Raw genomic sequence first — 14,480 nt, forward strand, 5'->3', positions numbered from 1 at the left:
TTATCAGAAATGCCTTTCCTTGTTCATAGGAAATTTATATAAGAATCAATAGTAAAGCAGGCTTAGATGGTCTGCTTTTTTAGTTTCTATACTCTTCGAAAATCTCTTCAAACCACATCAGCGTCTCCTTGCCGTAGATATGATCACTGACTTCGTCAGTCTTATCTACAACCTCAAAACAGTGTTTTGAGCAACCAGCGGCTAGCTTCCTAGTTTGCTCTAGTATTAGAACAGAAAAAATGCTTGGAGTATTTGTTTGTGTGTTTATTTTTATATAACAAACTATAAACGCAACAAAAATATAAAAAAAGAGACAAAAATCAACAGAAAACTATTGACAACGATTTCATATAGTGTTATACTTATGGCATAAAGTTAATGGAAAGAAGGGAAAAACTTATGGGATTAGATCATTTCTTTGACAAAAACCTTGTGTTTTGCTTAGAAGCGGATAATCAAGAACATCTCTTTGATCAGGTTGCAACTTTATTGGAAGAACGAGAAATCGTAACTCCGACCTATCGTGAAGCCTTGATCACGCGTGAAAAGTCATTTCCAACTGGCTTGGATATGGAATTTTTGGGTAAGGATTTGCCGAATGTGGCTATTCCTCACACAGATATTGTTCATAATCTGGCTGAAAAAGTTGTGGTCGTTCGATTAGAGAAACCGGTGACTTTCCACAATATGATTGCGCCAGATAAGGAAGTAGAAGTATCCTTGCTCTTCTTTATCATCAATAACTCGAGTTCAAGTCAAACCAACATTCTTGCTCAGTTGATGGACTTCTTTACAGGAAATGGTCATCTTGAAGACCTATCAAAGATTTCTGAACCAGAAGCCCTCTATGCTTATATAGCTGAAGCAATCTCTTAATCTTGTCTATTAAAAATATTAAATCGGAGGAGATCCATATGATTAAAATTCTTGCTGCCTGCGGTGCAGGTGTTAACTCAAGCCACCAAATTAAAAGTGCTCTTGAAGAAGAACTTTCAAACCGTGGTTACGATGTGCACTGTGATGCAGTCATGGTCAAAGACGTTAACGAAGACCTTATCAAAGGTTATGACATCTTCACACCAATTGCTGCGACAGACCTTGGTTTTGACCCAGGTATTCCAGTTATCGAAGCTGGACCAATCTTATTCCGTATCCCAGCTATGAGTGCTCCAGTATATGATAATATTGAAGCAGCCATCAAAGAACACGGGTTAAGCTAATTTTAATTTGTTAACATTCATATAACATAAAAAAGGGAGGAACTGTTATGGATGCAATCTTTGACCTAATCAAAGGCTTTTTCACCCCCATCTTAGATATGGGTGGACCTGTCATCATGTTAATCATTTTGACAGTATTGGCTTTACTTTTTGGAGTGAAATTCTCCAAAGCGCTTGAAGGTGGTATCAAACTTGCCATCGCTCTTACTGGTATCGGTGCTATCATCGGTATGCTCAACACTGCTTTCTCAGCATCACTAGCAAAATTCGTTGAAAATACTGGTATTCAATTGAGTATTACCGACGTTGGTTGGGCACCACTTGCTACAATCACTTGGGGTTCTGCTTGGACACTATACTTCTTGCTCATCATGTTGATTGTCAACGTAGTGATGCTTGCTATGAAGAAAACAGATACACTTGACGTTGATATCTTCGATATCTGGCACTTGTCTATCACAGGTCTTTTGATTAAATGGTATGCAGATAACAACGGTGTGAGTCAAGGGGTTTCACTCTTTATTGCTACAGCAGCTATCGTACTTGTTGGTGTGTTGAAAATTATCAACTCTGACTTGATGAAACCTACATTTGATGACCTTCTTAATGCACCAAGTTCATCACCAATGACATCAACTCACATGAACTACATGATGAACCCAGTTATCATGGTTTTGGATAAGATTTTTGAAAAATTCTTCCCAGGACTTGATAAATATGACTTTGACGCTGCTAAATTGAACAAGAAAATCGGTTTCTGGGGTTCTAAATTCTTTATCGGTTTCATCCTTGGTATCGTTATCGGTATTATGGGAACTCCACATCCAATTGCAGGGGTTGAAGATGCAGATAAATGGCGTCTTGTTATCAGAGGATGGTTGTCTCTTGGTTTGACTGCCGGTGTATCTTTGGAACTCTTCTCACTTATCGGTTCATGGTTCATCGCAGCCGTAGAACCACTTTCACAAGGTATTACAAACGTTGCTACTAAACGTCTTCAAGGACGTAAATTCAACATCGGTCTTGACTGGCCATTCATCGCTGGTCGTGCTGAAATCTGGGCTTGTGCCAACGTACTTGCACCAATTATGTTGGTTGAAGCGGTGCTTCTTTCAAAAGTCGGAAATGGTATCTTGCCACTTGCAGGTATCATCGCTATGGGTGTTACTCCAGCTCTCTTGGTTGTAACACGTGGTAAATTGCTCCGTATGATTATCTTTGGAACACTCTTGTTGCCACTCTTCCTTCTTTCAGGTACACTTATCGCACCATTTGCAACAGAACTTGCTAAAGGTGTAGGTGCCTTTCCAGCAGGTGTGAGTGAAACTCAATTGATCACTCACTCAACTCTTGAAGGACCAATCGAAAAACTTCTTGGTTGGACAATTGGTAACACTACAACTGGTGATATCAAAGCAATCCTTGGTGCTGTAGTCTTCCTTGTATTCTATATCGGTATCTTTGCTTGGTACAGAAAACAAATGATCAAACGTAACGAAGAGTACGCAGCAAAAGCAAAATAATGCGCTCCTATAAAATGTAAGCTCAATGAAAATCAAAGAGCAAACTAGGAAGCTAGCCGCAGGTTGCTCAAAATACAGTTTTGAGGTTGTAGATAAGACTGACGAAGTCAGTGACCATATCTACGGCAAGGCGACGCTGACGAAGTTTGAATTGGATTTTCGCAGAGTGTAAATTGTTGAAACTAGGTTGTCATACCATTAGGAGTGACAGCCTAGTTTTTTATAAACTATCAAGAAATCGGAGAAAATAATGGTAATTGAATTAAAATCAGAACAATTAAGAGTTGAATTTAACAGTTTTGGTGGGGCTCTTTCTTCTATAAAAGATGCTGAGGGACTGGAGTATTTGTGGCAAGGGGATGCCACTTATTGGAGCGGACAAGCTCCTGTTCTCTTTCCCATTTGTGGATCATTGAGAGAGGATACAGCCCTCTATATAGATGAGAAGGGACAGGAAAGCAAAGGAAACATTCCTCGTCATGGTTTGGTTCGTAAGAAAGAATTTGAATTAGTTGAACAGACAGATAAGAGTGTAACTTTTGCAATTGAAGACGATGAGAATAGCTATCAAAACTATCCTTATCATTTCCGCCTAGAAATCACTTATAGCCTTACTGGCAAGACAGTACGGACTCAATACAAAATATTTAATAAAGAAACTAGCAAGGTCATGCCTTACTTTATTGGTGGACATCCAGGATTTAATTGTCCTCTACTGGATGATGAAGTCTATGAAGATTACTATTTAGAGTTTGAGAAAGAAGAGACTTGCTCTGTTCCACGTCCTTTCCCAGACACGGGTCTGCTTGATTTTCAAGATAGAAGTCCATGGTTAGAGAATCAAAAAGAATTAGACCTAAGCTATGATCTTTTCAGCACAGATGCAGTGACTTTGGATGAATTGCAATCTCGAACAATTGCCCTTCGTTCTCGTAAACATGATAAGGGATTGAAAGTGCACTTTGCAGAGTTCTCAAATCTCATTATCTGGTCAACTTTGAATAAAGGTCCTTTCATTGCTTTTGAACCATGGTCTGGCTTGTCAACATCCCTTGAAGAAGGAGATCATTTAGAAGATAAGAAGAATGTTCGTCTCTTAGAAGCCAATCAGGTTGAAGAAATAGGGTTTGAGATAGAAGTTTTATAAAAAAGTAAAAAATAAATAACAAAAACAAACACAAACTGTTGACTTTTTCAAACAATAGTAGTATATTATGTTTGTGAGGACTAATTGACTGTTTTTTAAAGACAGCCAATACACTGCTGGAATCCAGCATAGAAAAAATAAAAAGGAGTATACAATATGTCTATTGTTATCGGTGCAGATGCTGCAGGTTTGAGATTGAAAGAAGTTGTGAAAGACTTCTTAGAAAAAGAAAATTTCCACGTTGTGGATGTTACAGCTGAAGGTCAAGACTTTGTTGATGTGACTCTTGCTGTTGCTGCAGAAGTAAACAAAGAAGAACAAAACCTTGGTATCGTGATTGATGCTTACGGTGCTGGTCCATTTATGGTCGCAACAAAAATCAAAGGAATGGTTGCTGCAGAAGTATCTGATGAACGTTCAGCTTATATGACTCGTGGCCACAACAACTCTCGTATGATCACTATGGGTGCACAACTTGTTGGTGATGAATTGGCTAAAAACATTGCTAAAGGATTTGTTAACGGTAAATACGATGGTGGACGTCACCAAATTCGTGTTGATATGTTGAACAAAATGTGCTAATACTCTTCAAAAATCAAGATAATCTGTTGTCAGCTCACTTTAGCTAACCTCAGTTATGCTTGCAGCTCGCTTCCTAAGCTAATCTTGATTTTTCTTGAGTAGGGATAAATGATATTAGATTTATATAATTAATCGGAGGGAATAACTAATGAGAATTGCAATTGGATGTGACCACATCGTAACAGATGAAAAAATGGCGGTTTCAGAATTTTTGAAATCAAAAGGATATGAAGTCATTGACTTTGGTACATATGACCATACACGTACTCACTACCCAATCTTTGGTAAAAAAGTAGGGGAAGCTGTAACTAGTGGTCAAGCTGATCTTGGGGTATGTATCTGTGGTACTGGTGTTGGTATCAACAACGCTGTAAATAAAGTTCCTGGTGTTCGTTCTGCCTTGGTTCGTGATATGACAACAGCGCTTTATGCTAAAGAACAATTGAATGCCAACGTTATCGGTTTTGGTGGTAAGATTACTGGTGAATTGCTCATGTGTGATATTATTGAAGCTTTCATCCATGCTGAATACAAACCATCTGAAGAAAACAAGAAATTGATTGCGAAAATTGAACACCTTGAAAGTCACAATGCTCAACAAACAGATGCAAACTTCTTCACTGAATTCCTTGAAAAATGGGATCGCGGAGAATACCACGACTAAGAGGTGACCTATGATTTTAACAGTCACAATGAACCCATCCATTGATATTTCCTATCCCTTGGATGAGTTGAAGATTGATACTGTCAATCGTGTGGTGGATGTAACCAAAACGGCTGGTGGTAAGGGACTCAATGTTACCCGAGTACTTTCAGAATTTGGGGATTCTGTTCTTGCTACTGGTTTAGTGGGTGGCAAACTTGGTGAGTTTTTGGTTGAACATATCGATGATCAAGTAAAGAAAGATTTCTTCTCAATTCAGGGAGAAACTCGTAACTGTATCGCTATTCTCCATGGAGACAACCAAACAGAAGTTCTTGAAAAAGGACCTGAAGTTCTTGAACAAGAAGGTCAAGACTTTTTGGAACATTTCAAAAATCTCCTAGAGTCAGTTGAAGTAGTAGCTATCTCAGGTAGTTTACCAGCTGGCCTTCCAGTTGATTACTGTGCGAGCTTGGTAGAAGTTGCTAATCAAGCTGGCAAGCCTGTTGTCTTGGACTGCTCTGGTGCAGCACTGCAGGCGGTTCTTGAATCACCACATAAACCAACAGTCATCAAACCAAATAATGAGGAATTATCTCAGCTTCTTGGAAGAGAAGTTTATGAGGATTTGAATGAATTAAAAGAAGTCCTTCAAGAACCTTTGTTTGCAGGTATTGAATGGATTATTGTTTCGCTTGGTGCCAACGGTGCCTTTGCCAAACATGGTGACACTTTCTACAAGGTAGATATTCCTAGAATTCAGGTAGTCAACCCTGTTGGCTCTGGAGATTCTACTGTAGCAGGAATTTCTTCAGGACTTCTTCATAAAGAATCGGATGCAGAACTACTCATCAAGGCAAATGTCCTTGGTATGCTCAATGCTCAAGAAAAAATGACAGGTCATGTCAACATGGCCAACTATCAAGCTCTATATGATCAATTAATAGTAAAAGAGGTATAAAATGGTTTTAACAGAACAAAAACGTGCACGCTTAGAAAAACTTTCTGATGAAAATGGTATCATCTCAGCTCTTGCATTTGACCAACGTGGTGCTTTGAAACGCCTCATGGCTCAACACCAAACAGAAGAACCAACTGTAGCTCAAATGGAAGAACTTAAAGTTTTGGTAGCAGATGAATTGACAAAATATGCTTCATCTATGCTTCTTGACCCTGAGTATGGACTTCCAGCAACTAAAGCTCTTGATGAAAAAGCTGGTCTTCTCCTTGCTTATGAAAAAACAGGTTATGATACAACAAGCACAAAACGCTTGCCAGACTGCTTGGATGTTTGGTCTGCAAAACGTATCAAAGAAGAAGGTGCAGATGCAGTTAAATTCTTGCTTTACTATGACGTAGATAGCTCAGACGAACTTAACCAAGAAAAACAAGCTTACATCGAACGTATCGGTTCAGAGTGTGTGGCTGAAGATATCCCATTCTTCCTTGAAATTCTTGCTTACGATGAAAAAATTGCTGACGCAGGTTCTGTAGAATACGCGAAAGTAAAACCACACAAAGTTATCGGTGCTATGAAAGTCTTCTCAGACCCACGCTTTAACATTGATGTATTGAAAGTTGAAGTTCCTGTTAACATTAAATATGTTGAAGGCTTTGCTGAAGGTGAAGTAGTTTATACACGTGAAGAAGCAGCAGCCTTCTTCAAAGCACAAGATGAAGCAACTAACTTGCCATACATCTACTTGAGTGCTGGTGTATCAGCTAAACTTTTCCAAGATACTCTTGTATTTGCTCATGAATCAGGTGCAAACTTTAATGGAGTTCTTTGTGGCCGTGCAACATGGGCTGGATCAGTTGAAGCTTACATCAAAGATGGTGAAGCAGCAGCTCGTGAATGGCTTCGCACAACTGGTTTTGAAAATATTGATGAGCTCAATAAAGTTCTTCAAACAACAGCGACTTCATGGAAAGAACGCGTGTAAGCAAATCCTCCTAGGTTAGGAACATGAATCTAAAAAAATTTAAAAAAGTTGTATGTAAAGGTTTACAAAATAACTTACTTGTGCTATACTTAAATCACAAGTTAATACAAGGTGAGTGTTACTAAGTAATATTAGGCATGATCACAGGTGAATTAGAAATCGGCTGATTTTCTAGTTCATTTGTGGTCATTTTTTGTACTCATATACCTTTAAGATATAAAAGGAGGTTGACATGTATCGAATTCTAAATCCAATGAATCACAATGTCTCGCTTGTCAGAAATGATAAAGGAGAAGAAGTGATTGTGATTGGTAAGGGGATTGCATTTGGAAAGAAGAAGGGGGATTTGATTGCTGAAAATCAGGTTGAGAAAATCTTTCGGATGAAGACCGAAGAGTCCAGAGAAAACTTTATGGCTCTCCTTAAAGATGTTCCGCTTGATTTTATCACAGTGACCTATGAGATTATTGATAAGCTTTCCAAGAAATATCATTATCCGATTCAAGAGTATCTCTATGTAACCTTGACAGATCATATTTACTGTACTTACCAAGCTCTAGCACAAGGAAGGTACAAGGATAGTAATCTGCCAGATATTTCTGCCAAGTATCCTGTCGCTTTTCAAATCGCAAATGAAGCTTTTGAAATTTATCGTCAGAAGCTAGCAGATCATTTTCCTGAGGACGAAATTATTCGGATTGCTTATCATTTCATCAATGCCGAAGGTGAAAATGAAGTGGAACTTGTGGAGTCGATTGATAAGAGAAAAGAAATCCTCAGGAATGTTGAAGAAGTTTTGAAGGACTATGCAATTCAACGAACCAAAGAGAATACCCATTTCTATGATCGCTTTATGATTCATCTGAATTATTTCTTGGATTATTTAGATAGATCTAGAGATGATAACCAATCACTTCTGGATATGGAAGACCATATCAAACAATCCTATCCAAAAGCCTTCGAGATTGGTTCCAAGATTTATGATGTGATTACGCAACATACAGGTCTTGATTTGTATAAAAGTGAACGAGTTTATCTAGTTCTACATATCCAACGTTTATTGTCATAAAAATTTAATTAAAAATACATAAGGAGAATTCTATCATGAATAGAGAAGAAGTAACATTGTTAGGTTTTGAAATCGTAGCCTATGCTGGCGATGCTCGTTCAAAACTATTGGAAGCTTTAAAGGCTGCTGAAGCTGGTGATTTTGCAAAAGCCGATAACCTAGTTGAGGAAGCTGGCAGCTGTATCGCTGAGGCTCACCACGCGCAAACAAGTCTATTGACTAAGGAAGCAGCTGGCGAGGACTTAGCGTATAGTGTGACCATGATGCATGGTCAAGACCACTTAATGACAACTATCTTGTTAAAAGACTTAATGCACCATTTAATCGAACTTTATAAGAGAGGAGTTAAGTAATGAATAAACTAATTGCATTTATCGAGAAAGGAAAACCTTTCTTTGAAAAACTATCTCGTAATATCTATCTTCGTGCTATTCGTGATGGTTTTATTGCTGGTATGCCTGTTATTCTCTTCTCAAGTATCTTTATCTTGATTGCCTTTGTACCAAACTCATGGGGCTTTAAATGGTCTGATGAAGTAGTAGCTTTTCTGATGAAGCCTTACAGCTATTCAATGGGAATTCTGGCTCTCTTGGTAGCTGGTACAACAGCTAAATCACTGACCGACTCAGTAAACCGTAGCATGGAGAAAACCAATCAAATCAACTATATGTCAACACTGTTGGCAGCAATTGTTGGTTTGTTGATGTTGGCAGCTGACCCTATCGAAAATGGTCTAGCTACTGGATTCTTGGGGACAAAAGGTTTGCTTTCAGCCTTCCTTGCTGCCTTTGTTACTGTAGCCATCTATAAGGTTTGTGTTAAGAACAATGTCACTATTCGCATGCCTGACGAAGTTCCACCTAATATCTCACAAGTCTTTAAAGATGTGATTCCATTCACTCTCTCAGTGGTTTCACTTTATGCTCTTGATTTGCTAGCTCGTCATTTTGTTGGTGCAAGCGTAGCTGAATCAATCGGTAAATTCTTTGCACCACTCTTCTCTGCAGCTGATGGCTATCTAGGTATTACCATTATCTTTGGTGCCTTTGCCTTCTTCTGGTTTGTTGGGATCCATGGTCCATCTATCGTTGAACCTGCTATCGCAGCTATTACCTATGCCAATGCCGAAGTCAACTTGAACCTTCTCCAACAAGGTATGCACGCTGACAAGATTCTTACTTCTGGTACACAAATGTTTATCGTTACCATGGGTGGTACTGGTGCGACACTGGTTGTTCCATTCATGTTTATGTGGTTAACAAAATCAAAACGTAACCGTGCAATCGGACGTGCTTCAGTAGTTCCTACCTTCTTTGGTGTAAATGAACCAATCTTGTTTGGTGCACCACTTGTATTGAACCCAATCTTCTTCATTCCATTTATTTTTGCTCCTATCGCAAACGTTTGGATCTTCAAATTCTTTATTGAAACTCTTGGAATGAATTCATTTACTGCTAATCTACCATGGACAACCCCAGCTCCACTAGGTCTAGTTCTTGGTACTAACTTCCAAGTTCTATCATTCATTCTTGCTGCTCTTCTAATCGTGGTTGACGTAGTCATTTACTATCCATTCCTTAAAGTCTATGATGAACAAATTCTTGAAGAAGAGCGTTCAGGTAAATCTAATGATGAATTGAAAGAAAAAGTTGCTGCGAACTTCAACACTGCAAAAGCAGATGCTATTCTTGAAAAAGCTGGTGTAGAAGCAGCACAAAATACCATCACTGAAGAAACAAATGTCCTCGTTCTCTGTGCAGGTGGAGGGACAAGTGGTCTCCTTGCAAATGCTTTGAACAAGGCAGCTGCAGAATACAATGTTCCTGTGAAAGCAGCAGCAGGTGGCTATGGTGCTCACCGTGAAATGTTGCCAGAGTTTGATCTTGTTATCCTTGCTCCTCAAGTTGCTTCAAACTTTGAAGACATGAAAGCAGAAACTGATAAACTCGGTATTAAACTTGCCAAGACAGAAGGCGCTCAATACATCAAATTAACCCGTGATGGAAAAGGTGCTCTTGCATTTGTACAAGCTCAATTCGAAAAATAAAAGATTAGAAGTGAGATGGAGAATAAAGCCTCACTAGCCTCCTCTCCATCTTATTTCTTTTTTAATTAAAAGGAGAATTATATGACAAAAACATTACCAAAAGACTTTATTTTCGGTGGCGCAACAGCTGCTTATCAAGCAGAAGGTGCTACACATACTGATGGAAAAGGACCAGTTGCGTGGGATAAATATCTTGAAGATAACTACTGGTACACTGCAGAACCAGCCAGTGATTTTTACAATCGATATCCAGTTGACCTCAAGCTGGCAGAAGAGTATGGTATCAATGGCATTCGAATTTCTATTGCTTGGTCACGTATCTTCCCGACTGGTTACGGTCAAGTAAATGCTAAAGGTGTTGAATTTTATCATAATCTATTTGCAGAGTGTCACAAACGTCACGTTGAGCCATTTGTAACTCTTCATCATTTTGACACGCCAGAAGCTCTTCACTCAAATGGCGACTTCTTAAATCGTGAAAATATTGAACACTTTGTAGACTACGCGGCTTTCTGTTTTGAAGAATTTCCAGAAGTAAATTATTGGACAACCTTTAATGAAATTGGGCCAATCGGTGATGGTCAATATTTGGTTGGTAAATTCCCTCCAGGTATCCAGTATGACCTTGCCAAAGTCTTCCAATCGCACCACAATATGATGGTGTCTCATGCGCGTGCAGTTAAGCTATATAAAGATAAAGGTTATAAAGGTGAAATTGGTGTTGTTCACGCTCTGCCAACTAAGTATCCTTTGGATCCTAAAAATCCAGCAGATGTTATTGCGGCAGAGTTGGAGGACATTATCCATAACAAATTTATCTTGGATGCAACTTATCTGGGGCACTACTCTGAAAAGACCCTGGCAGGGGTAGAGGCTATCTTGGCTGCCAATGGTGGAAAGCTTGACTTGCGTGACGAAGATTTCGAAGTATTAGAAGCCGCAAAAGACTTGAATGACTTCCTTGGAATTAACTACTATATGAGTGACTGGATGGAATCCTTTGATGGAGAAACTGAAATCATCCATAATGGTAAGGGTGAGAAAGGAAGTTCTAAATACCAAATCAAAGGTGTTGGTCGTCGTGTAGCTCCTGATTATGTACCACGTACGGATTGGGATTGGATTATCTACCCTCAAGGTTTGTATGACCAAATCATGCGCGTGAAGAAAGATTATCCGAACTACAAGAAGATTTACATCACTGAAAATGGTCTCGGCTATAAAGATGAGTTCGTCGATAACACTGTTTATGATGATGGCCGTATTGATTATGTGAAACAACACTTGGAGGTCTTGTCTGATGCGATTGCAGATGGCGCTAATGTAAAAGGTTACTTTATTTGGTCATTGATGGATGTCTTCTCATGGTCAAATGGGTATGAGAAACGTTACGGTCTCTTCTATGTAGATTTTGAAACTCAAGAACGTTATCCTAAGAAATCAGCTCACTGGTACAAGAAAGTAGCGAAAACTCAAGTGATTGAGTAGTAGAATGAGTCATTAGATATAGAATTTTAGTGAGGCAAAAAGATGTTCAAAAATTTTATCCAATCTATTTATGAAAAAGTTTATATTATCAACTTTGAAAAATGCTCTCAAATACCGTGTTTGACGAATGAAGAACTGAAAAGCCTTGGGAAATGGTATGTCTCTACCGGTAAAGAATGGATTTGTCATTCAGATTATGAGCTGGAAGAATTTAAAAATTTGTTTTTAAATTTTATCAATCCTGAAGAACGGGATACTATCTCCTTTGATTCAGATTTTATGCCGTTTCAACAATCGTAACCAATTTCCAAAAAAGTTAAATCTCGTATTTAGTACGCTGCAAAACTTTTATCTAATCACGTTGCTTATACTCAATGAAAATCAAAGAGCAACTTTAAACTAGAAAGCAAGTCGCAGGTTTCTCAATGCATAGCTTTGAGGTGGCAGATAAAGCAATTGGGCAAAAAGTCTTTAACGCAGAAAAACGCATAATATCAGGTGTTGAAAACCTTGATACTATGCGTTTTATTGTGGGAAGATTTACTTCTGAAATTGAGTTGTTAACCAGAATCTTTCAGGTTTATTAAGGCTTGATGACTTTAGTAAGTTTAGATAGCTCAAAAAGGATTGAATCACTTAGTTTAGAATCTGAAACAATAGTATCAAGATTTGATACATTATAAAAAGTATAAAAATCAAACTTATTGAACTTACTATGATCTGCGAGTAAATATTTTTTATTAGAATTATTTAAAGCGATGCGTTGAGCCTCTCCCTCTTCCTCGCTAAAAGTAGCTAGAGCTCCGTTTTGAATACCATTACAGCTAACGAAAGCTTTAGAAAATTGGAGATTAGAGAGATTTTGTAGGGTCAATGTGCCAACAAAAGCACCTGTAATATCGCGATAATTTCCACCTATCAAAATCAAATCTGTTAATTTTCGTTCGCTTAAAATCAGAAAAACAGGTAGACTGTTGGTCACGACGCGGATATTGTCAATAGGCAACTCACGCGCAAAAAATTCTAATGTTGTTCCTGGTCCAATAAAAATAGTTTCTCTTTCTTCTACTAGACTGCCTGCAAAACGGGCTATTTCTTGTTTTTCTGCCGTTTGGAGGGCTTGTTTTTCAATATTTGATCGCTCATTAGTCAAAAGGGAGTTGGTTCGAAGTTTTTCAGCTCCACCATGCACACGAATCAGCAAATCTTTATCAGCTAATTCCTGTAAATAGCGCCTTGCAGTCATATCTGAAACGGCTATTTCATCCATAATCTGTTTAACCGTTATGGTTCCTTTACTATTTACTGTCTCTAAAATTTTGGTTAATTTTTCTTGTTTGAGCATATTATCACCTCGTTTCCTACTACTATCTTACCATAAACTAGCTCATCATTCAAATACAAAAACAACAAAATAAAACAAAAACAAAAATATCGAGGTTTATTTTCAAAACTTTCGATATTTTTATTAAGTTATTATTTTGTTGTTTCTAGTTTACTTTTTGATGGTTAAGAGTGGTGGAGAATTATACTCAATGAAAATCAAAGAGCAAACTAGGAAGCTAGCCGTAGGTTGCTCAAAACACAGTTTTGAGGTTGTAGATAAGACTGACGAAGTCAGTAAGCATATCTACGGCAAGGCGAAGCTGACGTGGTTTGAAGAGATTTTCGAAGAGTATTAGTCCAAACCGTAGTTGTAGTCATCATCTTGCATGGCTTCAACTTCACCAAGGAGGTAACCATTTCCGACTTGAGAGAAGAAGTCGTGGTTGGAAGTTCCTGTTGAAATACCGTTCATAACGATTGGGTTGACATCGTCAGCTGAATCTGGGAAGAGTGGATCTTGTCCCAGGTTCATGAGTGCCTTGTTAGCATTGTAGCGAAGGAAGGTTTTGACTTCTTCCGTCCAACCAACACCGTCATAGAGGCTTTCTGTGTAGCCTTCTTCATTTTCATAAAGAGTATAGAGTAGGTCGTACATCCATTCTTTGAGTTTTTCTTGCTCTTCTTCAGGTAATTCATTGAAACCAAGTTGGAATTTGTAACCAATGTAGGTTCCGTGAACAGATTCGTCACGAATAATCAATTTGATGATTTCCGCAACGTTGGCTAGTTTGTTATTACCGAGATAGTAGAGGGGAGTGAAGAAACCTGAATAGAAGAGGAAGGTTTCGAGGAAGACACTAGCAACTTTCTTTTCAAGTGGGCTACCGTTTAGGTAGATTTCGTTGACAATCTCAGCCTTCTTTTGCAGATAAGGATTGGTATTGGTCCATTCGAAAATTTCTTCAATCTCAGCCTTAGTATTTAAGGTAGAAAAGATTGATGAATAAGATTTAGCGTGGACAGACTCCATAAATTGGATGTTATTGAAAACAGCTTCCTCATGAGGTGTACGGATGTCTGCGCGAAGGGCTTCAACCCCCGTTTCAGATTGCATAGTATCCAAAAGTGTCAAACCACCAAAAACTTTTCCGACCAAGTCTTTTTCTTTGTTTGATAGTTTTCTCCAGTCATCCAAGTCATTTGACAAGGGAATACGTGTATCGAGCCAGAATTGCTCTGTCAACTTTTCCCAAGTTGATTTATCGATGACATCTTCGATGGCATTCCAGTTAATGGCTTTGTAGTAAGTTTCCATTTGAAATCTCTTTCTGTGTTTAGTATTGCGAACTCACAATTATCTCTATTTTATCATAATTCTAGAGTAGTTTCGCACAAAAAGTCGGAAGCCCGACTTTTTTGTTTTTCCATAGTATAGATGCTTATTCCAGTTTAGTTTAGCTCGGTGAATGAATACTTATCTGAGAAAATGTAG

General features: G+C 38.4%; 17 protein-coding genes. 15 read left to right on the top strand and 2 right to left on the bottom strand.

Annotated elements, in window-relative coordinates; translation table 11 throughout:
- The first annotated feature begins 399 nt into the window (after positions 1-399).
- The 14 genes from HT722_RS08255 (at position 400) to HT722_RS08320 (ending at position 11,962) form a co-directional block, all read left to right on the top strand.
- On the top strand, positions 400-876 hold the full coding sequence (locus tag HT722_RS08255; RefSeq protein ID WP_173252911.1) for a PTS sugar transporter subunit IIA: 477 nt from the start codon (positions 400-402) through the stop codon (positions 874-876).
- Positions 877-914: 38 nt separating this feature from the next.
- Positions 915-1,220, top strand: a complete 306-nt coding sequence (locus HT722_RS08260; protein ID WP_000590550.1) for a PTS sugar transporter subunit IIB — start codon at positions 915-917, stop codon at positions 1,218-1,220.
- A gap of 47 nt (positions 1,221-1,267) precedes the next feature.
- Positions 1,268-2,743: a PTS galactitol transporter subunit IIC gene (locus HT722_RS08265; RefSeq protein WP_173278624.1), complete on the top strand. Its 1,476-nt coding sequence runs from the start codon at positions 1,268-1,270 to the stop codon at positions 2,741-2,743.
- 25 nt (positions 2,744-2,768) lie between these two features.
- Positions 2,769-2,915 carry a chlorohydrolase gene (locus HT722_RS10575; protein WP_078748280.1) on the top strand — a complete coding sequence of 49 codons (147 nt, stop codon included), beginning with the start codon at positions 2,769-2,771 and terminating at the stop codon, positions 2,913-2,915.
- A 78-nt stretch (positions 2,916-2,993) separates the two neighbouring features.
- On the top strand, positions 2,994-3,890 hold the full coding sequence (locus HT722_RS08275) for an aldose 1-epimerase family protein (RefSeq protein WP_173278626.1): 897 nt from the start codon (positions 2,994-2,996) through the stop codon (positions 3,888-3,890).
- A 156-nt stretch (positions 3,891-4,046) separates the two neighbouring features.
- Positions 4,047-4,472, top strand: a complete 426-nt coding sequence (lacA, locus tag HT722_RS08280; RefSeq protein ID WP_000029277.1) for a galactose-6-phosphate isomerase subunit LacA — start codon at positions 4,047-4,049, stop codon at positions 4,470-4,472.
- Between the two features lie 148 nt (positions 4,473-4,620).
- Positions 4,621-5,136 carry a galactose-6-phosphate isomerase subunit LacB gene (gene lacB, locus HT722_RS08285; protein WP_001216910.1) on the top strand — a complete coding sequence of 172 codons (516 nt, stop codon included), beginning with the start codon at positions 4,621-4,623 and terminating at the stop codon, positions 5,134-5,136.
- A 10-nt stretch (positions 5,137-5,146) separates the two neighbouring features.
- Positions 5,147-6,076, top strand: coding sequence for a tagatose-6-phosphate kinase (locus HT722_RS08290; RefSeq protein WP_173278628.1), 930 nt, complete (start codon positions 5,147-5,149; stop codon positions 6,074-6,076).
- A gap of 1 nt (position 6,077) precedes the next feature.
- Positions 6,078-7,058, top strand: coding sequence for a tagatose-bisphosphate aldolase (gene lacD, locus HT722_RS08295; RefSeq protein WP_054388486.1), 981 nt, complete (start codon positions 6,078-6,080; stop codon positions 7,056-7,058).
- A gap of 232 nt (positions 7,059-7,290) precedes the next feature.
- On the top strand, positions 7,291-8,127 hold the full coding sequence (locus HT722_RS08300; RefSeq protein ID WP_173278630.1) for a transcription antiterminator: 837 nt from the start codon (positions 7,291-7,293) through the stop codon (positions 8,125-8,127).
- A 35-nt stretch (positions 8,128-8,162) separates the two neighbouring features.
- Positions 8,163-8,480 (top strand): PTS lactose/cellobiose transporter subunit IIA, encoded by a 318-nt coding sequence (locus HT722_RS08305; RefSeq protein WP_138700492.1) that lies wholly within the window; start codon positions 8,163-8,165, stop codon positions 8,478-8,480.
- The gene (locus HT722_RS08310) at positions 8,480-10,174 is read left to right on the top strand and encodes a lactose-specific PTS transporter subunit EIIC (protein WP_049511815.1); all 1,695 of its coding nucleotides are present in this window, start codon (positions 8,480-8,482) and stop codon (positions 10,172-10,174) included. The genes HT722_RS08305 and HT722_RS08310 overlap by 1 nt, the downstream gene beginning before the upstream one ends.
- An 81-nt stretch (positions 10,175-10,255) precedes the next feature.
- Positions 10,256-11,662 carry a 6-phospho-beta-galactosidase gene (gene lacG, locus HT722_RS08315; protein ID WP_173278632.1) on the top strand — a complete coding sequence of 469 codons (1,407 nt, stop codon included), beginning with the start codon at positions 10,256-10,258 and terminating at the stop codon, positions 11,660-11,662.
- A 42-nt stretch (positions 11,663-11,704) separates the two neighbouring features.
- The gene (locus HT722_RS08320; protein WP_172925077.1) at positions 11,705-11,962 is read left to right on the top strand and encodes a DUF3884 family protein; all 258 of its coding nucleotides are present in this window, start codon (positions 11,705-11,707) and stop codon (positions 11,960-11,962) included.
- A gap of 283 nt (positions 11,963-12,245) precedes the next feature.
- Here HT722_RS08320 and HT722_RS08325 read toward each other — a convergent pair whose 3' ends face one another.
- On the bottom strand, positions 12,246-13,007 hold the full coding sequence (locus tag HT722_RS08325; protein ID WP_000917605.1) for a DeoR/GlpR family DNA-binding transcription regulator: 762 nt from the start codon (positions 13,005-13,007) through the stop codon (positions 12,246-12,248).
- Between the two features lie 190 nt (positions 13,008-13,197).
- Between HT722_RS08325 and HT722_RS08330 the strand changes: the two genes are divergently transcribed.
- A complete protein-coding gene (locus HT722_RS08330; protein WP_172931990.1) occupies positions 13,198-13,344 on the top strand; it encodes a hypothetical protein in 147 nt (48 codons plus the stop codon).
- Here HT722_RS08330 and nrdF read toward each other — a convergent pair.
- A complete protein-coding gene (gene nrdF, locus HT722_RS08335; protein WP_100104525.1) occupies positions 13,341-14,303 on the bottom strand; it encodes a class 1b ribonucleoside-diphosphate reductase subunit beta in 963 nt (320 codons plus the stop codon). The two genes, HT722_RS08330 and nrdF, sit on opposite strands and share 4 nt — an antisense overlap.
- Between the last annotated feature and the right edge of the window lie 177 nt (positions 14,304-14,480).

This window comes from Streptococcus sp. 53, from assembly GCF_013276565.1.
Taxonomy (GTDB): Bacteria; Bacillota; Bacilli; order Lactobacillales; family Streptococcaceae; genus Streptococcus.